Raw genomic sequence first — 24,796 nt, forward strand, 5'->3', positions numbered from 1 at the left:
AACGTACGATCAATTGGTGTGAATCAATTTTCTTGATATTGCGCCTACCACGAGCAGGTGTAAAGCACCGGTAAAAAAGACTGCGTAGATCAGGCTGATGCCAGGTATTTCCTGCGAAAAGTTTTGGTATGCAAATAAGCCTTCAGCAACCATATAGCAAAGTACAGCCCCGACAACAAGTCTGAAGCTTTCCTTGTTCACACGCAAATTTCTGAAAGCAGCCATCATAAACATCAGGCATGTGGTAAAGAGCCCCAACATCACCGGGATTTTCAGAATACCCAAATCCTTCCTAAGTACCAGATAATAAGAAATGCTAATCACAAATGCTAAAGCAATCGCAATCCGCGCCCCTCTTTTATCAAGTTCAGGTGCCGACTTGAAGTCCAGGTAAAAAGCACTGATAAAAAAGATTTGTGGCAGCAAATAAAACAGCATTGATGAGAACACCGTCGTGTATCGTTCCTGAAAGAAAGCGAAATATAGCAAGCCGATAATCGACACGATTAAGCCAGAAAACACGCGCTTGTGAAATCTGCCTTTCAGTTTCGTATACCGTAGGAGCAAAACAGCCAGGACCGCCACATAGGCGATATTCAATATATTCAAAAATGCGGCCTGTTCTGTAAAGTAAAGCAGTAACTGGATTATGAAGACAGGAATGAACAGGTAATGAACTCTTGATTGGCTAGGCGGCATATGGATGGATAATATTGGACATAAAAAAGTCAACTATGCTGCTGCACAATTGACCATTTTATCTTAAAAGCTATATGATAACTTAGAAACTTCTTTCTCTATTGTTGTTGTTACGCTTGAAACCGCCGCCAGCATTTCCGCCGCCGTTACCTGGTTTTTCCTGCGCTTCAGCAACCTTAATACGGTTACCATTATAGTCGCCGCCATTCATTCTTTTGATTGCCTCTCTTGCCTCATCATCATTCGGCATTTCAACAAATCCAAAACCACGACTCTGACCAGTCTCACGATCTTTTATAATCCTAAGTGACTTAACTGGACCAAAATCGCCGAATACGGCTGTTAATTCCTCTTCCCCTACTTCTAAAGGAAGTCCTGTAATAAATATCTTCATTAATGTTTAAAAATTTACACAAAGGTAATTAAATTACTGCGCTAAATTGCAATTGCATTGTAAGTAATCTCAGTTATTAAGCCCTTTATGATTATGTACTTGGTTTATTTACTTGCTTAGCTTAATGTCGCCTCCAACGTAATTTCTAAGTTGTAAGCTTTGCTCACCGGGCAGTTTTCTTTTGCACCCTTAGCAATCGTTTGAAACTGCTCATCTGATAAATCAGGAACACTAGCCTTGGTCACCAGATGAGAACTTGTAATCACGCCATTTTCCAAAGAAACTGTTGCTGTGGTTTCAAGTGTTGTTGGCGTAAATCCAGCTTCCGTAAGATCTGCACTTAGCTTCATGGTGAAACAACCCGCATGTGCTGCAGCCATAAGTTCTTCGGGGTTCGTTCCTACACCTTCTTCAAAGCGGCTTTTAAAAGAATATTGCGTTTTGTCAAGCGTAGTACTTCCTGTACTAAGTGTTCCACTTCCATCTTTTACTGTTCCGGTCCAGATTGCGGTTGCATTACGTTTCATAATTTATTGGTTGAATAGGTTAGTAGATTTTTGCCCAGTAAACCTGGGACTAGTTATATCACTGAATAAACACTATGGCTTTATAATGGTTTTTATTCTTTAGAATTTCTAACCTATTAATTTTTATCTCTGTTACGGTTTAGCTTTACTTTGATCTTTCCATCTTCCCCATCAACAGCAACAAGGTGCAGCACAATTCCGCGCATTCTATTTTCCATTTTTTCCTGTTTACTGCTGCCTTCATCTTTCTTTGGATTTCGCAAAGGGACGTCCATGGTTATGTTCGTGCCTTTGTTCATAGCATAAATTCCTGCAACGTCCAGGTTAAGCACACTGGAATTGATCTTCATCGGCCGGATGTTTACTTTTTCACCACGTACATCAAGTGCTCCACCAAGATCACCAAAGGTGATATTATTCAAATCCCTAAGTGGAAATGCAAACTTTCCAACATCTATAAGTGGCTGGAAGTTCAGTAATGCGCCATTTTTAAGGTTGAAGGTGATCAAACCGTTTAAAGAACTAGGAAGTAGAATTCCCCTGTTGGAAATCCGACCATTGAGCTTCACTTTAGAGAATAGATTCCCACTAATGTTGTCGTGCCGAATCGCTTGTAAGCCGAAGTTGTCAAAGCCATAAAACAGGCTTTTTACATTGGCATTTGCGACCACGGCGTTGATAGCAAATCGTGTTGCATCCCCTGTCTGATACAGATTGCCCGTAACGTTAATTGACCCATTCGCATGCTTTACGCGTGTATCCCGGATCTGAATACCACTTTCAGATACGTATAATTGGGCGGTCGCGTCTGTGGCTAAGAATTTTTTGTAATAGATCTTATCCACCTTCAGGTTCAGATTGACCTTACTAGAGTTGAAGACATTGTTCAAATCCCTTCCGAAAGTTCCTTTTGACTTATTCTTTACCTGCGTAACATTTGGACGAGCATTAAGGAAGCCCAAAAACTCACCCAGATGTAGTTGTGGGCTTTTGATTTCCCAGTTGAGGACGATCTTCTCTGGCGCGGTATAATAAAGGTTCAAGAAGTTTCGTATACTGCCTTCCATGAGCAAAATGCTCTTACCACTTTGAAGTCGTAAGTCATTGATAAATAAATCTGGTCCTGTAAACTTAAGTGAAATGCCAGTGTTTTTAAACCTCAAATTTCTGGGCTTATAATTTACGTCCGCATTTTTGATGTTTACATAGCCTGTGAAGTATGGCTTCCTAAGCATCAAATCGACAAGGTCGGCGCTATAGGTAAGGTTAAGATCTGCTTGCCCCCCGTTGAAATTAAGTAAGTCCTCCCCTACAATCGCATTTAATTTAGAAATGTCAAACTTAGACTTCACCACCCCTGTTGCCACAGGCGCCTTAAAGTTATTGATAAATGCGGTGTCAATGGAAAAAGGGATCTGTTCATACGCGCCTTTGAAGCCAAAAAGTTTAATTGCAGAATTCTCATCCGTTAATCCTCTGCCCTCGAAAAAGTTATTCGTGTACATTCCTCTGAAACTACAGCTGTCTACCGTCCCTCCCGGTGTAGTTAGCACGTTGTCTTTAACATCCGCAACTACATTGATGAGTGGGTCGCCACCAGGCCCCATATTCCCGACAATAGCACACTTTACGTCGATCGGATTCTTAAGATTAAACTGATCAAGCCGTTTCTTGATGTTCGGTGCGAGTAGCGCGGCTGCATTCCTCCAGGCAATTTTGTCCGCCCGAATATTGATGGAGAATGTTGTTGGTTCTTTACTGGTGTTGAAGCTTGCCCCAATCACGAAATCATTGTCGCCGATCTTTAGTTTGTTCTCTGCAACTTGTATGACAGATGAGTCGGCGTTGAAGTTGATGTTAAAAGGGCCTTTAAGGCGCTGGTTTTTTATGAAACTACCCCGCTTTGTATTGAAAGCCAATGAATTTACTAAGACATCGAGGTCCACATCTGCTTTCCAACCTTTAGAAGGATAATCCACCTTAGCCGATAATTCGTCTACCGCAAATTGAAACAACTTGTTTCCTTTTTCATTGTTCACAACAAGCTTCAGGCGTTGTAACATGACTTTCCTAATCTCGGTAGAAGACGAAGTACTTTCATCCGGAGCAGTCGTTGCCTTCTTGTTCTTTTTGAAAACAGAGGTGTTGGTATAACCAGTGGAGTCGGTATAAAGGTATGCCGATGCGTCGGCAATGTCAATCTTGTTGATCTCCACGGTACCGCGGAAAAGCGCAAGTGAGTTGACATTAATCTTAATGTCCTTTGCCTGTAATAAGGTGTGTTTATGAATATTCCATCTCTTATCTTTTAGCTCAACATTATTGAGCGTAAGAGAGACACCGGGTAGCCCACTTAGAAGTGTAGGCTCCATATTACCAATTACGAGGGAACCGTCAAGGTTCTTGTTCAGTTCCCTCGTAACTAAAGTAAGTATATAAGCTTTGTTCGCATTGACATAAACGGCCAATGAAATGAAAGCGACTATTAAGATAAGAACTAAAACGACTAGCGTCCTGAAGGCAATTCTCAACCAGTTTGGCATATATATCGATGTAAATATCAATATAAGGTTAAACTGACAAAAAAGTTCTTAAAGGACTGGTATTTCGGTTCTTAATTTTAGTGCATGTGAAGTTTGCGTACGTAAGGTCTCCATTAACACAGGATCATCGCTTAACGACAAGCCATAAGATGGAATCATCTGGCTGAGTTTCGCCTGCCACTCGGGTTTAGACACATACTGAGGGAAACACCTGGACATTAAGGTCAGCATGATCGAAACCGCAGTAGATGCACCTGGAGATGCACCAAGCAAAGCTGCAATAGAACCGTCGGCAGCCGAAACGACCTCAGTTCCAAATTCAAGGATACCGCCATGTTTCTCATCCTTCTTAATCACCTGTACACGTTGCCCGGCAGTTTCAAGTTCCCAGTCACCTGCTTTCGCAGTAGGCAGATACTCTCTTAACGCCTGAAGGCGATCGTCTTGAGACTGTCTCACCTGATTAATAAGGTATTTTGTAAGCGGCAGATTATCCAGACCTGCAGCTATCATCGGCATAATGTTATTCGGCTTGATTGAAAGTGGTAGATCCAGCAATGATCCATTCTTCAGGAACCTCGTTGAAAAACCAGCATAAGGTCCAAAAAGCAGCGCTTTCTTACCATCGATCATACGGGTATCCAGGTGTGGAACCGACATCGGTGGAGCACCTACAGAAGCCTTACCATATACTTTCGCATTGTGTTGTTCAATAACCTCAGGGTTTGTACACTTCAGCCATTGTCCACTAACAGGGAAGCCACCAAAACCGTTGCCCTCAGGAATACCCGATTTTTCCAACAGCGGTAAAGAACCCCCACCTGCGCCAATAAATACGAACTTTGCAAAGACGTTTCTTTTTTCACCTGTGATTTCATCCTTAACCCGTACTTGCCACAATCCGTCTTTTTGCTTCAGTTTCTTAACTTCATGACTGAAATGCATTTCTACTTTTTCCTGTTCTTGAAGTCTGTTGAACATCATGCGTGTCAGCGAGCCGAAGTTCACGTCTGTACCAAGGGTCATGCGTGTCGCAGCCACCTTTTCCGCAGGATTACGATCTTTCATCACCAATGGCATCCACTCGCGTAGTTGTGCTGGATCCTCAGAATATTCCATACCATGAAAAAGCGCACATTTCTGCAGCACTTCATAGCGGGTTCTCAAGAACTTAACGTTTGCTTCACCCCAAACAAAGCTCATGTGCGGGATGCTGCGAATAAAGTTTTCTGGGGCATCAACCAATTTGGATCGCACCAGGTACGACCAGAATTGTTTAGATACTTCAAAGGATTCGGCAATGGATACTGCTTTAGCAGTATCAACAGAGCCGTCAGGCTTTTGCGGCGTGTAGTTCAACTCGCAAAATGCAGAGTGTCCGGTGCCAGCATTGTTCCATGCGTCAGAACTCTCAGCTGCAGCGACATCCAGTCTTTCAAAAATTTCAACCGTAATTCCTGGTTCAAGTTCTTTAAGCATTACACCTAAAGTTGCACTCATGATTCCGGCGCCGATTAATACAACATCTACAGTCTTATCAGATTTATTTTTAGTACGGGTCACAGTATTCTTTTTTGAGCAAATTTACAATAAAAACCAGGCCACAAAAACCATTGCTATGTAATATTAGCTTTATCAAAGAATCAGTTTACACATCTGTCACTTTTTACATTTATTTTGACACGAGCGTACAACATTTACCTTTTTAAGCTGTAATCTTGCAAATTCTTAGCTAAAATATTAAACGATTATAAGGATGGATGTAAAGGATAGCAATGGAAATCTCTTGAAAGACGGAGATTCAGTGATTTTAATTAAAAGCTTACCCGTAAAAGGTACTTCCATCACCTTGAAAAAAGGAATGGTGATTAAAAATATCCGACTAACAGAGGATGATGCTGAAGTGGAGTGCAAGGCGGAGAAGATGCGCGTAGTTTTAAAAACCGCTTTCCTGAAAAAAGGCTAGTTAATGTTTCATTTTCCCATTAGGACTTCATGCCTGCTGGCACTATTGATATGCTTATGTTGTAGTAGCATCTATGGGCAAGTAACTATGGTCAGCGGCAAGGTAAAAGATGCTTCTACGGGGAGAGCCATGCCTGCAGTAACGGTCATATTTCCAGGCAGCTCCATATCAACAAAAACAAATGCACAGGGTGATTTTGAGTTAAAAAGCACTGCACCTCAGCATAAACTGCAGCTTAACTACATTGGCTTTAAGTCGTTAGTAATCAACATCAAATCCGGGCAAGCTCAGCAGCTTGATCTTGAATTATCGGAAGACACGCAACGGCTGAACGAAGTTAACATTACCACGGCCAAACATGGCAAATACCGCAACAAAGACAATCCTGCAGTAGCGTTGATTCGCAAGGTTATTGACCATAAGGCTCAGAACCAGATGGGAAATTATCCGGAACTTAGCTTTAAACAGTACGACAGATTACAGGTTTCCCTCAACAACCTTAAAGAGAACTTCCCGAAAAAAAAGCTGTTCAGAAACCACCAGTATCTGTTTCAGAAGCAGGATTCAAACAGAATCGGCGGTAAGTTGTTGCTTCCGGTCTACCTGCAGGAGAAACTTGTTCAGAAGTACCAAACCAAAAATCCAGATCAGGAGAAAACAATTTTGCTGGCAAACAAGCAGGTGAAATTTGATAGTCTGGTTATTGATAATCAGGGTTTGGCAGTATACCTGGAAAGGATGTACGAAGATGTGGATATATACGATAACAATGTGCTCATCGCAACCACGCAGTTCCTGAGCCCTATTGCATCGCTTGCCCCTACTTTCTACAAGTACTTTATATCTGACACCATAAAAACTTCTGATACAAGGCTTATCGAGTTATCATTCATGCCCAGAAACCCGGCAGACCTGTTACTGGAGGGTAAATTATATATCGCCGATGACGGGAGCTTCGCGGTAAAAAGAGTATTCTTGACAGCCAGCAACCGTGCGAACCTTAATTTTGTTCGTGGCGTTGAGGTTAAACAGGAATTTAGTCAATTACCCAACAAGCGATATTACTTACATAAGAGCAATATCGTCCTCGATTTCAGTATTTCGAAAGAGAAAGGCAGAGGCTTCACGGGCGAGCGTAGTCAGGTTATTGACCAGGTAGAAACCCAAATCCAAGATCCGGATCAAATATTTGCAGGCAAGAAGCAATTGGTCGCTGAGGGCGCGTTTAATCGTTCCGCCAGCTACTGGTCGGCGCACAGACTAGAGCAGGTGTCAGATTCTACTTTAAAAATCTACGAAAACATTGATTCTTTAACCAAGGGTAAGACATTCAAGCGAGCGATGGCTGTTGCAGGCATCTTGTTCAATGGCTACTATAATGCCGGACCTGTTGAGGTTGGCCCATTTTACACCTTCTATACCTTCAACAGTTTAGAGGGACTAAAACTCCGTTTAGGTGGACGTACGACTACTGCATTCAGTACCAGGTATTATTTGGAAGGCTATGTAGGATACGGGTTCAAAGATGAACGTTGGAAAGGCCTCGCAAGTGTTGCCTATGCCTTAAATAACAAATCAATTTACACCTACCCACAAAGCTTCTTACGGGCCAGTGTGCAGCGCGACACCTATGCGCCCGGTCAGGAACTAAGAGGCAACACCGAAGATGATTTCATTTCCTCTTTCAGGCGGGGCGTTAACAATCGCTTTCTTTACAATGACTTTTACAAATTTGAATATGTGCAAGAGTTTGAAAATCGCTTGTCGTTCAATTTAGGTTTCAGACGGTGGACCCAAAGACCGGCACTAGCACTCGACTATTACGATGGCCTTGGCATCGATAAAGATGCAATTACCAGTTCAGAAATTAACCTTTCCATACGCTATGCACCTCAGGAAAAATTCTACCAGGGGAAACGAAGCCGCGTTGCGGTGAACAATAGATTTCCGATTTTTAACTTTCGTTATGCAGCCGGTATAAAAGGACTTGCTGGCGGCGAGTATGATTATCACAACCTCTATGGTAGCGTCAATAAGCGCTTCTATTTGTCGCAGCTCGGCATTACAGACTTCAAAGTAGAGGGCGGTTATATCTTCAATAAACTACCCTACCCGCTACTTGCCATTCATAAAGCGAATCAAAGTTATGCTTATCAGATCAATGCCTTCAACATGATGAACTTTCTTGAGTTCGTAAGCGATCACTACGCGAGCATCAATGTTGACCATGGCTTTGGTGGATTCTTCCTGAATAAACTGCCCTTGCTAAAACGACTCAAGTTACGGGAACACGCATCCTTGAAGGCGATATATGGTGGCGTGAGAGCAGAAAACAATCCGGACCTGGATCCTACCTTAATGCAATTCCAGACGAATGCGGCCGGCCTGCGCACAACCTACACTTTTGATCGTGTGCCATACGTTGAAGGGAGTATCGGTTTGAGCAATGTTTTCAAATTCTTACGCTTAGATCTGGTAAGAAGATTCAATTACCTGAACCATCCCGATGTGCCCAAATGGGGACTACGCGCAAAGTTTAAGGTAGATCTTTAACGTTAAATTTTCGAAATGCGCTTGCCCAGCATCCCGAACAGATAGCTGAATACTGGAGCTGCAATGATATCTGCTGTATAATGAACGCGCTGAATCATTAATAAAACAGCCAGGATAGCAGTTGCAATAAAGGCAAGGTACTTCTCGAGAGGCTTCTCCAGACAGAGTGCAATAAGAAATAGCGTGGCGGTATGGCCGGAAAAGAATAAATCTTTCGTAATGATCTCGGTACCATAGAAAAATACCGAAAACGGATCTTCCAGATGCAAGATACCTGCCGGAGCTTCCAGTGGAATGAGATAGATGGTGATCATCCGGCCCATGCACAAGAAAATATATGCCCAAAGCGCAGTAATGCAGAAAGCAGTTTTTTCAACCATTCGCCAAATCATCAATGCCATAAAAGGATATAGCATGAGGAAGATATAGGAAGACACATTTACTGCGGGAAGTTCGTTTAGCAACCAATCGTTCAGCAGCACACCTTCCCTTGACTGAATGTATAAGAAGTAGTCTGGTGCAAACACCAATATGCCAAGGAGGATAATTAGGCCTGTTACAAGTTTAAGTCGAAAGGCGGGATATTCCCAGGCACGCTGCCAGGAAATGGAGTCGTATTGCATTAATTCTTTGGTATAAATTCAGGCAGCAAATATAGGCTTTGCGCCGTAGGTTTAAACCTCAAGGTTAGTTTCATTTTCGCTATTCTGAAACTAACATGGCCTGGAGCCCCACTAAACAATACGCTACCCGCCTTGTTAATGATATTAAAACCTGAACATTATTCAAATTTAGAACCTATGGAAAACAATCAGAATAACGACCCAGCAAGAACCGAAGAAGGTAAACCCGTAACAGAAGGTGCAGATCAGGCGTTAAAGCAAGCGGATAACGCGGACGACACAATTGGGGATGTACATCCCACGGAAAGAAGTGAAACCTTTCAGGAGGAAATGAATGCAGAGCAGGAAAACCAATCTGATTCGAGCAAAATATCCGGGGAGAACCTGTAGTACTCAACGGTTTAAGACCTCATTCACGACATAGCAATATGGCGTTTTTTTGTTTAGAAAGGGCTATAAATAAAGAAAGGGTTGCTCCATCCAGACGCATCCCTTTTCTAACCAAATATAAACCTGTATGAACGGGTTTTCTCTTAAATCCTGAAGATGTTCATCAAGGTGACATCATGCAGGTGTGTAATTTCAATTCAATAGGCGGTTAACCGCTTTGTTGATACAAATATATAACCTTTTTTCTTAGTGTACAAATTACACTAAGAAAAAAAAATAAAAATTTCTTTGGTGCGCCATCACACGCTGCATCAATCGTGTATCATTCCCATGATTTAACCTTTTTTAACGTTGCTTGTAGGCAAAAAAGTAAATATTTGCATGTAGCGTAAAACAGGCTTCGCTCGTTTTAAGCACAGTTGTCTAACAATAAATTAAAACCGAAACAGTAAATGAAAATCTTTACCAGCATCTATTCAAGCAAAATTACCCGCATTGCAGCTGCCCTGCTTTTAACCGCCTCCGCTTTAACATTCAGTTCCTGTTCGAAAGATGAAATGGAAACAACCTCGATTTCAGGATTAATGGTCGTAAATGCCTCACCGAGCTACGGTACCTACAATGTGTACATCAATAATATCGTATCTCCAGTGAACACGAAAGGTGCACTACCTTTTATGGGTACCACCGCGCCCTATATCAACATTACGCCAGGTGCCAACATTTTAAAATTCACCACTGCCAGTAATACGGAGAGCGTGTACACAGAAACGACAAACCTTGATAAGGATAAAGCATATTCTTATTACCTGATTAATGATCGCCCAAACCTTTCCGGATTACTTGTGCAGGATGATTTATCATTAACATCTGCAGAGAAAGCATTTGTACGTTTCATCAACCTGTCTCCCGATGCAGGATCCTTAGACCTGGCTATAAGTGGTGGAGCAGTGCTGGTTGGAGACAAAGCATTTAAATCTGCCAGTGACTTCATCAGTGCTGATGCAAAACCTTACACGCTTGAGCTTAAAAGCAAGCAGAGTGGAGCTGTACTGGCAACCATTAAAGATGTGACGCTAACTGCCGGCAAGATGTATACGGTTGTTGCTGGAGGTTTTACCACACCAGGCGAACTTCAACAACCTTTGAGAATAGAAGTGATTACAAACCGATAGGATATACATTGACTAGGATGTTGATCCGGTGTCAATGCGGGGTACATACGGGGTTAACCCGGCCAAAGGCCGGATGAACGCCGTATAGACGCCGTATTGATACCGCATCGACACCAGGTTGACGCCCTAGCTGGTTATAACCAGTGTAGTCCCATGACCTGAAACATAAAGGCCCATTTGTCTGCAATTTCCCCAATAACTTTGTCCGTGGGTTTTCCTGCCCCATGACCGGCATTGGTCTCTATCCGAATTAACACAGGAGCCTCCCCTGTCTGCACCTGCTGCAGACGCGCTATAAATTTGAAGCTGTGTGCTGGTACAACACGATCGTCATGGTCACCAGTGGTAACCAGGGTTGCCGGATATTTAACTCCCGATTTTAACGCGTGTAATGGGCTATACTGATAAAGGTACCCGAACATTTCTGGAGAATCGTCGGCTGTGCCATAATCAAAGCTCCAGCCTGCGCCAGCAGTAAATTGATGATACCGCAACATATCCAGTACACCTACCGCCGGTAGTGCCACCTTAAACAGTTCCGGACGTTGTGCCATGGTTGCCCCAACAAGTAGTCCGCCGTTAGAACCCCCCATACTTGCCAGGTAAGCTGAAGAAGTATACTTTTCGCTGATCAGGTATTCTGCGGCAGCAATGTAGTCGTCAAAGACATTCTGCTTGTTCATCTTCGTACCTGCAAGATGCCATTCTGCGCCATATTCTCCACCACCACGAAGGTTAGCAACGGCATATACGGCCCCTTGTTCTAGAAGGACAACTGCAGAATTGCTGAAAGCTGGTGTAAGGTTGACATTGAAACCGCCATAGCCATACAGAACGGTTGGATTTTTTCCGTTCAGCTCCAGACCTTTTTTATGGGTGATGATCATCGGTACACGGGTACCATCCTTCGAGGTATAGAAAACCTGATTAGAAACGTAAGCCTCCGGGCTGAAATCAACCCCGGATTTACGGTAGATCGTTGATGTTCCATTCGCAATAGCATAGCAGAATATGGTTGCCGGATAGATATACGACGTAAACGTGTAGTAGATCGTTGTTTCCTCCTGCTTGCCATGGAAACCAATTGCGGTACCAGGGCCGGGAAGTTCAATTTCCCTTTCCTTTGATCCATTTAGGTTATACTGCCAGACCATTGATACGGCATCTTTCAGGTAGTTTGCAAACAACTTACCCCCTGCGGTACCCGGTGTTAAAACATTGTTGGTTTCAGGAATAAGATCCGTCCAGAATGGTGGCGTCGGTGTTTCCACATTCACAACAACGACACGGCCATTCGGGGCATCAAGGTCGGTGTAGATGTAAAGCTTAGCATCGTCATGCAGGAGGACTTCATGATTTTTATCGAAATTGTCGACAATGGTTAAGATTGGAGCATTTTCTAAGTGAAGGTCCTTGATGTACAATTCATTGCCGGATGTCGAATTTGCAGCAGAGATGACCAGATATCGCTCGTCTTCCGTCAAACCAGCATTAATGTACCTCCTGGAGACTTCAGAGCCGAAAACCACCTGATCTTCTGACTGTTTTTCTCCTAATCTGTGAAAGTAAAGCTTATGCTGCTCGGTTTTGGCCGACAAAGCAGAGGTACCCTGCTTCTGTTCGTACGTGCTATAGTAAAACCCAGTATTGCCTTGCCAGGCGATTCCTGAGAATTTAACATCATGAATAACTTCCCAAAGCTGCTTTTTTGATTCCGTGTCAACGACAACAACATCTGTCCAGTCCGACCCCCCTTTTGAGATTTGGTAAGCAGCCAAAGAACCATCTTTGGAGAAACTTATACCTGCTAAGGAATTGCTGCCATCAGCAGAGAAAGTATTAGGATCCAGGAATATTTCAGCTTCTTCATCTTCAGATTTTTGCCTGTACAATATACTTTGGTTCTGTAAACCGGAGTTCTTGTAGAAGTAAGTGTAACGCCCCTCTTTGAAGGGTTGGGAAAACTTCTCATAGTCCATCAACTTCTGTAAGCGTTGTCGAATAGCCGCTCTAAATGGGATTTTTTCCAGGTATTCGTTGGTACATTTATTTTGTTCAATTACCCAGGCTTTAGTATCATCTGCACGATCATCTTCAAGCCATCTAAATGGGTCGTTTACTATTGTACCGAAGTAATTATCCTGTACATCAACTTCTTTGGTTAATGGGTATTTCATAAGCATTTAGGGTATTGGTCTTGAAATTAAAACTAGGCTGCTTCGAGCGTTTTCTTATGGATAAAGAACATTCGGGATACCGGAATCAGCATCAAGCCACAAAGTCCAAATATCACAAACGACACTCGAAGGTTAAACGCATGCGCCAGATAGCCAATTAAGGGTGGGCCAAGCAGCATTCCGGTGATGGAGTAAGTGGCGATGATGGATACCGCCATGCCTGGTGAGTACTTGTGAGAGGCTCCTGCCAGTGCATAAGACATCGGAATAACGGCGGCAGTTCCAAAGCCCACCAGAGAAAAGCCAATCATGGCGGTCCAAAACGTTGGGACAATGATGGCCATGGCAATACCTGCAACAATACAGGTGGCACTCATGATATAGGTATTTGGCATCCCGATTACCGCAATGATTTTGTCTGATAAAAATCTGGAAGCGGCCATGAACGTCATAAAAATCAGATAGCCGTAGGTGAATATCTCTACGTTAAGCACCTGTTGGAAGTAGATTCCACTCCAGTCGAACATGCCTCCTTCGCAAATCGCCGATAAGAAAGCGACAACACCCAGGTAAAAAATATAAGGATCGGGTTTGCCGAGGATGATCTTATTGCCTTTCTCGGCTTTATCATTCTTCAACAAGTACTTGTAGGAGAAAACAGTCAGGACCAATGCAACAGCACCAACCATGATGAAGTGTGACTGAATGGAGATGCCCCAATTGAGCATCAAAGTGGAAAATAGTATTCCGAAAATGCCTCCCGTGCTCCAGAAACCATGGAACGAGCCCATGATCTTACGCTCATAGAATTTCTGCAAGGAAATGGCCTGTGTGTTTACCGAGATGTTATATATTCTGGTTGTAAAAGAAAATAGCAACACGGCAATAACCAGCGTGACAACGTTATGGGAAAAGCCAATGAGTGCCAGGGCAAAAGTATTTAGCGCGAAGCCAATAATCAGTGGCACCCTACTGTTGTATTTAGAGACCAACCAGCCAGAGATGGGCAGTCCCAGCAAAGATCCTATCGGCATGGCAAGCAATATGGAACCGAGTTCGGCATCATTGAAATCGAAAGCCATCTTTATCGTAGGTATCCGCGACGCCCATGTAGAGAAACTAAAACCAGAGAGAAAAAAGAACAAGCTGAGGAAGATACGCTGGGTATTTTTGGAAATCATGATGCAAATTTATTAATTTTTGAACCGTGTCAACTTTAATACCTATTTATGTGCCCTTTTATGATCAAACACAAACATTGTTGAATGTTTGATGCTTTAAATGGCAATACAAATTGAGAAAACATGAAAATTGGATTTATAGGTTTGGGAAACATGGGTGTCCCGATGGTAAAAAACCTGGTTAAAGCTGGGTATGCGGTTACCGTGTACAACAGGAATGAAGCAAAATCTGCCGCATTAGCAGCAGAAATTGGCGTTGCAGTTGCGGGAAGCCCTGCCGACTTACTACCAGAGGCTGACGTCATCATCAGCATGTTAAGTGATGATCAGGCGGTAAAATCTATTTATAGTGGGACAGCAGGTCTGTTTGGTGTAAGTCGCACGAAGGAATTAACAGTAGTGGACATGAGCACCGTTGCCCCCGAAACCAGCAGGATGCTAGCGGAAGAAGCTGCCCGTGTGCACATCAGCTACCTGGATGCGCCGGTATCTGGCAGCGTCAAACCGGCAACAGATGCGCAACTGGTAATCATGGTTGGCGGACCTGCAGCGGCATACGACAAAGTAAAACCTATACTACTGACTTTAGGGAAATCGGCTACGCACCTTGGTGATCATGGAGCAGGCAATGTGGCCAAGTTGGCCATTAACCTGTTTCTCGGCATCACTATTCAGGGCCTTTCAGAATCGGTGGTGTTTGCGGAACAAAATGGCATCGCAGCTGATGCGCTCCTACCGCTGATCAATGAGAGTGCTGTGGGCAGTGGCATTACAAAAATAAAATCCACCAACATCATCAACCGCGATTTCAAACCTGCATTTGCCTTGAAGCTCCTGCGGAAGGACATCCGACTTGCTGAAGAGATGGGTATGCAGAGCCCTGCAGGGAGTACCCTCGCAGCAACACTTCAGGAGGCCATTGAAAATGGTATGGGCGAAGAAGATATGGTTGCCATATATAAGCAAGTAGAACAAGGCAATATTAAATAATTACCTTTGCAGCATGATAGCTATTGGACAATACAATGATTTAAGGATTTCAGGGAAATCGGAAAAAGGACTGATCTTAACGGACGGTGAAAAGGAAGCCTTATTAAACTATACTGAGGTGACCCCGAAGAATGAAATTGGCGACGTTGTAAATGTTTTTGTCTATGTAGATAAGGATGGTGGTATGGTTGCAACTACACAGCGGCCTTTCGCATGTGTTGGCGACTTCGCCTATCTGACGGTGGTTGACGAAACCAAAGATGGGGCATTTATGGACCTTGGTATCGGTAAGGACATTTATGTACCGTTAAAAGAACAGAAAAGACCGATGTTTAAGGGCGATAAACATGTGGTCTATGTTTTCCTGGATGATAGCAATGACCGGATGCTCGCTTCTTCCCGCCTCACTAACTTTGTTGAGGAAGAGGAGATTGATCTTGAAGAAGGTGATGAAGTGAGTCTGCTGATTGTGGATCGCTCGGACCTGGGTTTTAACGCCATCATTGACAACAGGTATATTGGTTTACTTTATGCTAATGAGTTGTTTGATGATCTGCAGCCAGGTGAACTTCGAAAAGGCTGGATTAAGAAGATTCGCGTAGAAGGGAAAATTGATCTGAGCTTGCAGCCAATGGGCTATAGCCACATCCTGGATTCTAAGGACATCATCTATAAAGAACTAAAAGAAAATGGTGGGGTGATCCACTTAGGTGACAAAAGTTCTCCTGACGACATTTACCACCGTTTCAAGATCAGCAAGAACGCTTTCAAAAAGACTATTGGTGCTTTATATAAAGAACGAAGAATTACGATAGCGGACCATGAGATTAAAATTGTGGTTGATGAGACTGCTGAGTAATTTCAATTTCAAAAAACACAATGGGTAAAGTGTTGTTAATCATAAATAAAACATTCGATTATGAAATACGACAAAATGTTATCCAAATGCGTTTCTCAGGAATCTGATTCTTCAAAGGCTATTGTTGCACTGCTAACAGGTTTAGCTGTAGGTGCAGTACTGGGTGTGCTTTTCGCACCAAGCAGTGGTGAAGAAACCAGAACGCTGATCTCCGATAAAGCAACGGATTTAACCGGTGATTTGAAAGAGCGATATCAATCTGTAAAAGAGAAAATCGTTGCAGGGAAAGATGACCTGATCGACTTGAAAGATCGTACCGTTGAAAGTGTGAAAACTAAAGCCGGTGATCTAAACCAGGAGTTTAAAGCTTATAAAGAAGATGCTAAAAATGACGTGAAGCAGGCATCAGATGATTTGAATGATAGTGTACAAAATGCATAAATAGTATCACAATTTTGTTAAGCCGGTCTCGACCGGCTTTTTTTTGCTCCTATATTTGCTATTTTCGCAATACATGATACCTATAAACTCGAAGCTACCCGGTACGGCCAACACCATCTTCTCTGTAATGACGAAGCTCGCAGAAGAACACCAGGCCATAAATCTTTCGCAAGGATTTCCTGATTTTGACACTGATCCAAAGCTTATAGCGATGGTAGCGGATTACATGCATAAAGGTTTTAACCAGTATGCACCCATGACCGGTATACCTGCGTTAAGGTCCCTGATCACTGCGAAAACGAACAAGCTTTATGGCTCGGATTACGATGCGGAAAATGAGGTCACCGTAACCGCTGGAGGTACGCAGGCATTGTTTACTGCGATAGCAACTTGCATCAACCCTGGAGACGAAGTGATTATCTTCGAGCCTGCATACGACAGCTATGCGGCTGCAATCAGAATGCATGGAGGTCTGGTAAAGACGTATGAGATGATTCCATCCGATTATGGAATTGACTGGGATATCGTTAAACGTCTTTTTAGTGCGAATACGAAGATGATTATTCTGAACAGTCCGAATAATCCTACGGGCAGCGTGCTATCGGACACAGACATGCAGTGCTTGATCAAACTGACCAAGGGCACAGATGTATTAATCTTAAGTGATGAAGTGTATGAGCACATCGTTTACGATGGATTAAAACACCTTAGCATTGCCAGCTATCCGGAACTTAAGGAACGTAGTTTTATCGTAGGCTCGTTTGGCAAGGTTCTGCATGCTACAGGCTGGAAGGCGGGCTACTGTTTAGGTCCTGAGAATTTAATGAAGGAATTCAGGAAGGTGCATCAGTTCAGCATCTTCAGTGTACATACGCCAGTACAATATGCCATTGCAGAATATCTCCAGGATGAAAGCAAGTACTTAGGGCTTGCGGATTTCTTCCAGGAAAAACGTGATTACTTCAGGTCAATGTTAGGTCAAACGCGCTTTAATTTATTACCTTGTAAGGGTTCCTACTTTCAGTGTGTGACATTTGATCATTTAAGTGAAGAAACTGATGTTGCACTTGCAACACGGCTGGTTAAAGATTTTGGTGTAGCAAGTGTACCTGTGTCGGCCTTCTTTACAAGAAATACCGATCACCACGCACTCCGTTTCTGCTTTGCGAAGAAGAAAGAAACGCTGGAGCAGGCGGTTGAAAAGTTAATGCAATTCTAAAGAAAAACTGAAATGGAAGCTCCTGATTACTTGAACATAGGCAACTTAAAAGTCACAGTTTTCCAGGCTTATCTTTTCTGGGAAAACACGGAGAAAAACCTTCGGAACCTCTCCCTCCGATTGAATATAGGCGTAAAGGAAAAGACAGATCTGATCGTGCTGCCAGAAATGTTCAACACTGGCTTCAGCATGAACGCGATGAGTCTGGCAGAAAGCATGGATGGTCAGACGATGACCTGGTTAAAAGATACCGCACACCGGTACGACTGCGTAGTAACGGGTAGCCTGATCATCTATGAAGACAACAACTTCTACAATCGTATGATCTGGATGTTACCGGATGGAAGCTTTGAGAAATATGATAAACACCATCTTTTTGGCTTAGGCGGAGAGGATAAGATATATACCGCAGGACAAGATCAGGTAATTGTTGATCTTAAAGGCTGGAAAATTCGTCTGGCCATCTGTTACGATCTTCGATTCCCGGTATGGCTGCGGAATGCTGATGGCGCCTACGATATACTGCTTGTTATTGCAAGCTGGCCGGACAAGCGTGCCGGTCATTGGAAGGCACTCATTCCCGCTCGTGCAATAGAGAACCAATGTTATGTCATCGCTGTAAATCGAGTTGGACACGATGGCAATGAGGTCTACCATAGCGGGCACTCCATGTGCCTTGATGCGAATGGAAACACAGTCTACTATAAACCTGAGGATGAGGATCTTTACACCTTCAGCATCAATTATCAGGATCTTGTGAAGAACAGACGCAGCTTTCCTTTTCTGAGGGACGCTGACACCTTTCAATTGTCGTAAATTAGGCAGCGGCGGCCTGGCTACAATTTACATTTAAATAACCGGGGCAAAATCATATATTTGCGCAAAGATGAAGCACATACGTAATTTTTGCATAATTGCACATATAGACCACGGTAAGAGTACTTTGGCCGACCGGTTACTAGAATATACCAATACCATTACCCAACGTGAGGCGCAGGCCCAATTACTAGATAACATGGATCTGGAGCGTGAACGTGGTATTACGATTAAGAGTCACGCGATTCAGATGAATTTCATTGAGGATGGACAAGAATACGTACTAAACCTCATAGATACACCCGGACACGTGGATTTTTCATATGAAGTATCCCGCTCAATTGCTGCCTGTGAGGGTGCATTATTAATCGTAGACGCTTCGCAAGGCATCCAGGCACAAACGATTTCAAATCTATACCTGGCCCTTGAACATGATTTGGAAATTATTCCGATCCTGAATAAGATGGATCTTCCTGGCGCAATGCCGGAAGAGGTTAAAGATCAGATTGTAGACCTTATTGGTTGTAAACGCGAAGAAATTATTCCAGCTTCTGGTAAAACCGGACAAGGTATTCCTGATATCTTAAAGGCTATCATAGAAAGAATTCCTGCACCGGTAGGAGATCCTGAAGCACCATTGCAAGCATTAATTTTCGACTCGGTTTTTAACTCCTTCAGGGGTATCATCGCCTACTACAAGGTGGTGAATGGCGAGATTAAGAAAGGCGATAAAGTAAAGTTTATCAACACAAATAAAGAATACCTTGCGGATGAGGTTGGTGTACTGAAGCTCAATATGTTCCCAAAGCAAGTTGTTAAGACCGGTGACGTAGGTTACATCATTTCCGGTATTAAAGAAGCACGGGAAGTAAAGGTTGGTGACACGATTACCAATGTTGCTAGACCATCACTAGAGAGTATTCAGGGCTTTGAAGAGGTAAAGCCAATGGTATTTGCCGGTATCTACCCTGTCGATACGGACGAGTTTGAGGAACTTCGCGAAGCGATGCACAAGCTGCAGCTAAATGATGCTTCTATCGTATTTGAACCCGAAAGTTCTGCAGCATTGGGCTTTGGATTCCGTTGCGGATTCCTTGGTATGCTACACATGGAAATTATCCAGGAGCGACTGGAGCGTGAGTTCGACATGACGGTAATTACAACCGTACCTAACGTGTCTTACATCGCAAAGTCAACCCGTGATGAGGAGATTGCGGTACATAACCCTTCGGATCTTCCAGATCCAAGTAAGCTGGAGTATGTTCAGGAACCATTTATTAAAGCGAACATCATTACCAAGGCTGAATTTGTAGGTCCGGTGATGTCACTATGTATTCAAAAGCGTGGCGTAATTGTAAATCAATCTTACTTAACTGCAGACCGTGTAGAATTGGTGTTTGAAATGCCAATGGGTGAGATCGTATTTGATTTTTACGACAAGCTGAAGACCATCTCGAAGGGCTATGCGTCGTTTGATTATCATCAGATTGGATATCGCCAGTCAGACTTGGTACGTTTGGATATACTGTTGAATGGAGAGCATGTAGATGCATTATCTTCATTGATCCACAGAAGTAATTCGTATGATTTCGGTAAACGGATTTGTGAGAAACTACGGGAACTGATACCAAGACAGCAGTTTGAAATTGCTATACAAGCATCAATTGGTGCAAAGGTTATTGCCAGGGAGAACGTTAAAGCCATGCGTAAAGACGTAACGGCTAAATGTTACGGTGGTGATATCTCACGTAAGCGTAAGTTACTTGAAAAACAAAAGAAGGGTAAGAAACGCATGCGCCAGGTGGGTAACGTGGAAATTCCACAGACAGCATTTATGGCCGTACTTAAATTAGACTAACAGCTACTATAACACTATGCAACTACTAGACGGAAAATTCGCCTCTGAACAGATTAAGAATCAAATTGCAGAAGAAGCAGCAAGCTTTTTGAAAGATAGCGGAAGAAAGCCACACCTTGTCGCCATCCTCGTTGGTAACGACGGAGGCAGCGAGACTTATGTTGCGAGCAAGATGAAGAACTGTGAAAAGGTTGGGTTTAAGTCTTCGTTAATACGCTATGATGTTGACGTCACGGAAGAAGCATTGCTTGAGCAAATTCGCAAAATAAACCTGGATGCAGATGTTGATGGGCTCATTGTTCAGCTTCCATTGCCAAAACACATTGATCCAGAAAAGGTAACGGAAACCATAGATTATCGTAAAGATGTTGATGGCTTCCACCCTGTTAACCTTGGACGTATGATGCGAAACCTGCCCTGCTTCATTCCAGCAACACCTTATGGGATCTTACTCATGTTACAAGCTTATAACATCGACACCACAGGTAAACATTGCGTGGTGGTTGGACGTAGTAACATTGTAGGTAGCCCGATGAGCATACTAATGGCGAGGAATGCCAATCCTGGAAATTGCACCGTTACTTTAACGCATAGCAGAACCAAGGACCTGAAAGCAATTGTATTACAAGCAGATATCATTGTGGCTGCTATTGGTCAAAAGAACTTTGTCACAGCTGACATGGTGAAGCCAGGTGCGATTATAATTGACGTTGGCATCAATCGGGAGAGCTCAACAACGACAAAATCCGGCTACAAACTTTATGGTGACGTAGATTTCGAAAATGTGGCTGAAAAGGCTTCCTGGATTACACCTGTGCCAGGTGGTGTAGGACTGATGACCATTGTAGGTTTATTAAAAAACACACTAGCATCCGCGAGAAAAGAAATCTATTAAGTTCGAGAGTTTCATAACTAAGTCATTAATATTTACTGCGCCGGAGATAAAAGTTCCGGCGCATTTATTTTATTACCTTTGCAGCTTATTATGGCGCATCAGATACCGACAGATGGAACAATGCTTCCGTTAATGGAAGAATTTTACACGATACAAGGAGAAGGTTACAACACAGGTAAAGCTGCATATTTTATAAGGCTTGGCGGCTGTGATGTTGGTTGTCACTGGTGTGATGTTAAGGAAAGTTGGGACGCTGAATCTCATCCTTTAACAGCAGCAGATGACATCGTTGCCAAGGCAGATACTTTTCCCGGTAGAGCAGTTGTAATTACAGGTGGAGAACCTTTGATCTATAATATGGATTACCTTACCGCCAGGTTGCAGGAGAAAAAGATCTTAACCTTCATTGAAACTTCAGGTGCATATCCATTGTCGGGTTCATGGGACTGGATTTGTTTATCTCCAAAGAAGTTTAAGGCTCCACGTCCGGACATTACGCCATTTGCTAATGAACTAAAGGTCATTGTTTTCAACAAAAGTGACTTCATGTGGGCCGAGCAATATGCCGAGTCTGTTAGTCCGACCTGTAAATTGTATTTACAGCCAGAGTGGTCTAAAAGGAATGAGATAACACCTTTGATCATTGACTATGTAATGGCAAACCCGAAGTGGGAAATTTCGTTACAAACGCACAAATTCCTGAACATTCCCTAAGGCAGTATCCTTTTCCCTATCTTTATTGGAGACATACTAAGAATGAAGGGATTCTGGATTCTATGCTTAATTGTTTGTATACAGCTGAGGGCTGATGCTCAACAGTCTGGTAATGGGGCTGCACAGAAGCATTTCCATACTGCCCAGTCCCTTATAGATAACGGCAATTACGAAAATGCTGTTTCGCAACTACAGGAAGCCATCATCGCAGATCCTCAATTTCAACTTGCATTCTTTCAAATGGGTGATCTTTATCGACGCCTGAAATCCTATGATAAAAGCAAGGAAGCCTATCTAAGTGGCATGGCGCTAAACCTGCCGGTAGACGCAAGGGTCTACTACTCGCTTGGTGAATCACTATTGCTGACGGGTGACTACCAGCAAGCATTAGAAAATTTACAAAACTTCACCAACAAGTATACCGGTAAGGACCAGAAGATTGTTCTTCGTGCCAAGAAATATATCGCAGATTGTCTCTTTTCCATGGAGGCAATGAAAAAACCTCAGCCATTTCAGCCCTTAAATATGGGCGAACATATCAATACCAAGTACCGGGAGTATTTTCCCGCACTTACGGCTGACGGCAGTACCATGATCTACAGTCGTGTGATAGATAACAATGAAGACTTTCTGATCAGCAAACGTTCAAAACAAAACGGATGGAGCACTGCCCTTCCCCTGAGTACAAACATTAACACTAAAGAATATAATGAGGGTGCACAGTCGCTATCACCAGATGGGAAATACCTTTTCTTTACGGGATGTAACCGCCCGGATGGACTTGGGAGCTGTGATATCTATGTAAGCCATAAGAACGGGAAACAATGGGATCGTCCATTTAACCTTGGTGGCATTGTAAATTCTAAATATTGGGATTCTCAACCGGCGATAAGTCCTGACGGAAACACCTTGTACTTTTCAAGCAATCGTCCAGGCGGTCTTGGTGGCTATGATTTATGGAAGACGCAGCTTGGCAAGGATGGAACCTGGAGCACACCGGTAAATCTTGGACCGGAGATTAATACTGCCTACGATGAACACACCCCTTTCGTACACCCTGATGGACAGACTTTCTACTTCTCATCAGATGGCTGGCCTGGACTAGGCAACAAGGATATCTTTTACAGCAGGCTTGATGCCGAGGGTAAATGGGCCAAGCCGGTCAACCTGGGCTATCCCATCAACAGTCATAATGAAGAAACGGGATTAATCGTTACACCAGATGGTCTGAACGGTATTTTTTCAACTAATCTAAAAGATGGATTTGGAGACCTGGATTTGTACACCTTTAAAATGCCGGTGCTTGCGCAGCCTAAGCGGATATCTTACGTGAGTGGAACTGTAAATGACAAGGAAACAAAGGCGCCGCTTGCTGCAGAAATATTGATGGTTAACCTTAAAACCAAGAAAATACAATTTAATGATTATACTTCTGCTGAAACTGGTGACTTCCTTGCGGTGATGCCCGTTGGCAGTGATTACTCACTTAATGTTTCTTCGAAGGGCTATCTCTTCTATTCGGAACATTTTGAGCTGCCCAGAGAAAACGGCAATAAACCGGTGGAACTCATAGTCTATATGGATCGGATAAAAACCGGGCAAAATCTAACTTTAAAGAACATCTTCTTCGATACCAATTTGGCTACGCTTCTGCCAAAATCAATTGTTGAACTGGATGTTTTGTTTGGCTTACTAACAGAGAACCCATCTTTGTCGATTGAAATTCAGGGACATACCGACAACACGGGAACCGATGCACAGAATGTATTATTGTCTGAGGCAAGAGCGAAAGCGGTGTACAACTATCTTGTTGAAAAGAATATAGCAGCAAAAAGGCTGCAGTTTAAAGGTTATGGACGGAACAAACCGATAGCAAGTAACGCAACTCCGGAGGGAAGACAGCAAAATCGTAGAACTTCCTTTGTTGTAAAAGGGATTTAGTGTTAATGAAAAAAGCGGTTAAATAACCGCTTTTCTTAATCTAACCAGTTGCGTAAGCAACTCTTCCAACCGATCTAAGTGGAGCATGTTGGCTCCATCTGATTTTGCACAAGCAGGATCAGGATGTGTTTCAATGAAAAGACCATCGGCCCCTACCGCTATCGCAGCTTTCGCAATTGTCGCAATTAGCTCCGGCTTTCCACCTGTAACGCCTGAACTTTGGTTAGGCTGTTGCAAAGAATGTGTACAATCCATCACGACAGGCACACCAAAGGTCTGCATCTCGGGCAAGCCACGATAGTCAACGATTAAATCCTGGTAGCCGAAGGTGTTTCCACGGTCGGTCAGGATTACCCGGTTATTCCCTGATTCTACAATCTTTTCCACTGCGAATTTCATGGAACCTGCCGAAAGGAATTGACCTTTTTTCACGTTTACGACTTTGTTTGTTTTAGCAGCGGCAATCAGCAAATCTGTCTGACGGCATAGGAAGGCCGGAATCTGCAACACATCTACGTAGGCAGCAGCCATAGCAGCTTCTGCACTCTCGTGGATATCCGTAACGGTTGGTACGTCAAAGGTCTTGCCTACCTTCTCCAGGATTTTCAGTGCTTTTTCATCACCAATTCCGGTGAAGGAACTTCCTTTGGAGCGATTTGCCTTGCGATAAGAACCTTTAAAAATATAAGGGATTTCCAGCTTGTCGGTAATATTAACGATTCGTTCGGCTATGCGGAGTGCCATCTCTTCGCTTTCAATGGCACATGGACCAGCCATTAAAAAGAAATTGTTACCAGCTGTATGTTTTAACTTTTCTAATTCGAAATTGATCATG

The 24,796-nt window shown here is 43.2% G+C and carries 22 protein-coding genes; 13 read left to right on the forward strand and 9 right to left on the reverse strand.

Annotated elements, in window-relative coordinates:
- Positions 1-9 precede the first annotated feature (9 nt).
- From IEW69_RS10700 to IEW69_RS10720, 5 genes are all read right to left on the reverse strand, one after another.
- Positions 10-699, reverse strand: a complete 690-nt coding sequence (locus IEW69_RS10700; RefSeq protein ID WP_188626846.1) for a lysoplasmalogenase family protein — start codon at positions 697-699, stop codon at positions 10-12.
- 82 nt (positions 700-781) lie between these two features.
- Complete coding sequence (locus IEW69_RS10705; RefSeq protein WP_188626847.1) at positions 782-1,093, reverse strand: RNA recognition motif domain-containing protein; 312 nt, start codon at positions 1,091-1,093, stop codon at positions 782-784.
- A gap of 116 nt (positions 1,094-1,209) precedes the next feature.
- The gene (locus IEW69_RS10710; protein WP_188626848.1) at positions 1,210-1,620 is read right to left on the reverse strand and encodes an OsmC family peroxiredoxin; all 411 of its coding nucleotides are present in this window, start codon (positions 1,618-1,620) and stop codon (positions 1,210-1,212) included.
- A 116-nt stretch (positions 1,621-1,736) separates the two neighbouring features.
- Positions 1,737-4,163, reverse strand: a complete 2,427-nt coding sequence (locus tag IEW69_RS10715; RefSeq protein ID WP_188626849.1) for an AsmA family protein — start codon at positions 4,161-4,163, stop codon at positions 1,737-1,739.
- Between the two features lie 48 nt (positions 4,164-4,211).
- Positions 4,212-5,726, reverse strand: a complete 1,515-nt coding sequence (locus IEW69_RS10720) for a malate:quinone oxidoreductase (protein WP_188626850.1) — start codon at positions 5,724-5,726, stop codon at positions 4,212-4,214.
- 193 nt (positions 5,727-5,919) lie between these two features.
- Between IEW69_RS10720 and IEW69_RS10725 the strand changes: the two genes are divergently transcribed.
- Together IEW69_RS10725 and IEW69_RS10730 are read left to right on the forward strand one after the other, a co-directional pair.
- Positions 5,920-6,129: an alkylphosphonate utilization protein gene (locus tag IEW69_RS10725; RefSeq protein ID WP_188626851.1), complete on the forward strand. Its 210-nt coding sequence runs from the start codon at positions 5,920-5,922 to the stop codon at positions 6,127-6,129.
- 87 nt (positions 6,130-6,216) lie between these two features.
- Positions 6,217-8,682 carry a DUF5686 and carboxypeptidase-like regulatory domain-containing protein gene (locus tag IEW69_RS10730; protein WP_229663593.1) on the forward strand — a complete coding sequence of 822 codons (2,466 nt, stop codon included), beginning with the start codon at positions 6,217-6,219 and terminating at the stop codon, positions 8,680-8,682.
- Positions 8,683-8,684: 2 nt separating this feature from the next.
- On the opposite strand, the gene IEW69_RS10735 is transcribed toward IEW69_RS10730, so the two are convergent.
- Entirely contained in the window at positions 8,685-9,305 is a 621-nt protein-coding gene (locus tag IEW69_RS10735; protein WP_188626853.1) for a phosphatase PAP2-related protein, read from the reverse strand.
- A gap of 177 nt (positions 9,306-9,482) precedes the next feature.
- On the opposite strand from IEW69_RS10735, the gene IEW69_RS10740 reads away from it, so the two are divergent.
- Both IEW69_RS10740 and IEW69_RS10745 read left to right on the forward strand, forming a co-directional pair.
- Positions 9,483-9,695, forward strand: coding sequence for a hypothetical protein (locus tag IEW69_RS10740; RefSeq protein WP_188626854.1), 213 nt, complete (start codon positions 9,483-9,485; stop codon positions 9,693-9,695).
- 452 nt (positions 9,696-10,147) lie between these two features.
- Entirely contained in the window at positions 10,148-10,870 is a 723-nt protein-coding gene (locus IEW69_RS10745; RefSeq protein WP_188626855.1) for a DUF4397 domain-containing protein, read from the forward strand.
- A 134-nt stretch (positions 10,871-11,004) separates the two neighbouring features.
- Here IEW69_RS10745 and IEW69_RS10750 read toward each other — a convergent pair whose 3' ends face one another.
- Both IEW69_RS10750 and IEW69_RS10755 read right to left on the reverse strand, forming a co-directional pair.
- The gene (locus IEW69_RS10750; RefSeq protein WP_188626856.1) at positions 11,005-13,047 is read right to left on the reverse strand and encodes a prolyl oligopeptidase family serine peptidase; all 2,043 of its coding nucleotides are present in this window, start codon (positions 13,045-13,047) and stop codon (positions 11,005-11,007) included.
- Between the two features lie 32 nt (positions 13,048-13,079).
- Positions 13,080-14,228, reverse strand: coding sequence for an MFS transporter (locus tag IEW69_RS10755; RefSeq protein ID WP_188626857.1), 1,149 nt, complete (start codon positions 14,226-14,228; stop codon positions 13,080-13,082).
- Between the two features lie 123 nt (positions 14,229-14,351).
- Between IEW69_RS10755 and IEW69_RS10760 the strand changes: the two genes are divergently transcribed.
- The 9 genes from IEW69_RS10760 (at position 14,352) to IEW69_RS10800 (ending at position 23,961) form a co-directional block, all read left to right on the forward strand.
- Positions 14,352-15,218 carry an NAD(P)-dependent oxidoreductase gene (locus tag IEW69_RS10760; RefSeq protein WP_188626858.1) on the forward strand — a complete coding sequence of 289 codons (867 nt, stop codon included), beginning with the start codon at positions 14,352-14,354 and terminating at the stop codon, positions 15,216-15,218.
- A 13-nt stretch (positions 15,219-15,231) separates the two neighbouring features.
- Positions 15,232-16,077 carry a CvfB family protein gene (locus IEW69_RS10765; protein ID WP_188626859.1) on the forward strand — a complete coding sequence of 282 codons (846 nt, stop codon included), beginning with the start codon at positions 15,232-15,234 and terminating at the stop codon, positions 16,075-16,077.
- Between the two features lie 60 nt (positions 16,078-16,137).
- Entirely contained in the window at positions 16,138-16,518 is a 381-nt protein-coding gene (locus tag IEW69_RS10770) for a YtxH domain-containing protein (protein WP_229663594.1), read from the forward strand.
- Positions 16,519-16,591: 73 nt separating this feature from the next.
- Positions 16,592-17,737: a methionine aminotransferase gene (locus tag IEW69_RS10775; RefSeq protein ID WP_188626860.1), complete on the forward strand. Its 1,146-nt coding sequence runs from the start codon at positions 16,592-16,594 to the stop codon at positions 17,735-17,737.
- 12 nt (positions 17,738-17,749) lie between these two features.
- A complete protein-coding gene (locus IEW69_RS10780; protein ID WP_229663595.1) occupies positions 17,750-18,553 on the forward strand; it encodes a nitrilase family protein in 804 nt (267 codons plus the stop codon).
- A gap of 70 nt (positions 18,554-18,623) precedes the next feature.
- Entirely contained in the window at positions 18,624-20,411 is a 1,788-nt protein-coding gene (gene lepA, locus IEW69_RS10785) for a translation elongation factor 4 (protein WP_188626861.1), read from the forward strand.
- Positions 20,412-20,427: 16 nt separating this feature from the next.
- On the forward strand, positions 20,428-21,306 hold the full coding sequence (locus tag IEW69_RS10790) for a bifunctional 5,10-methylenetetrahydrofolate dehydrogenase/5,10-methenyltetrahydrofolate cyclohydrolase (protein ID WP_188626862.1): 879 nt from the start codon (positions 20,428-20,430) through the stop codon (positions 21,304-21,306).
- 90 nt (positions 21,307-21,396) lie between these two features.
- The gene (locus IEW69_RS10795; protein ID WP_188626863.1) at positions 21,397-22,020 is read left to right on the forward strand and encodes a 7-carboxy-7-deazaguanine synthase QueE; all 624 of its coding nucleotides are present in this window, start codon (positions 21,397-21,399) and stop codon (positions 22,018-22,020) included.
- Positions 22,021-22,062: 42 nt separating this feature from the next.
- Complete coding sequence (locus IEW69_RS10800; RefSeq protein ID WP_188626864.1) at positions 22,063-23,961, forward strand: OmpA family protein; 1,899 nt, start codon at positions 22,063-22,065, stop codon at positions 23,959-23,961.
- Between the two features lie 18 nt (positions 23,962-23,979).
- On the opposite strand, the gene kdsA is transcribed toward IEW69_RS10800, so the two are convergent.
- Positions 23,980-24,795 carry a 3-deoxy-8-phosphooctulonate synthase gene (gene kdsA / locus IEW69_RS10805; RefSeq protein WP_188626865.1) on the reverse strand — a complete coding sequence of 272 codons (816 nt, stop codon included), beginning with the start codon at positions 24,793-24,795 and terminating at the stop codon, positions 23,980-23,982.
- Position 24,796 lies beyond the last annotated feature (1 nt).

Origin of the sequence: Pedobacter quisquiliarum (genome assembly GCF_014642175.1) — a bacterium.
Lineage (GTDB): Bacteria > Bacteroidota > Bacteroidia > Sphingobacteriales > Sphingobacteriaceae > Pedobacter > Pedobacter quisquiliarum.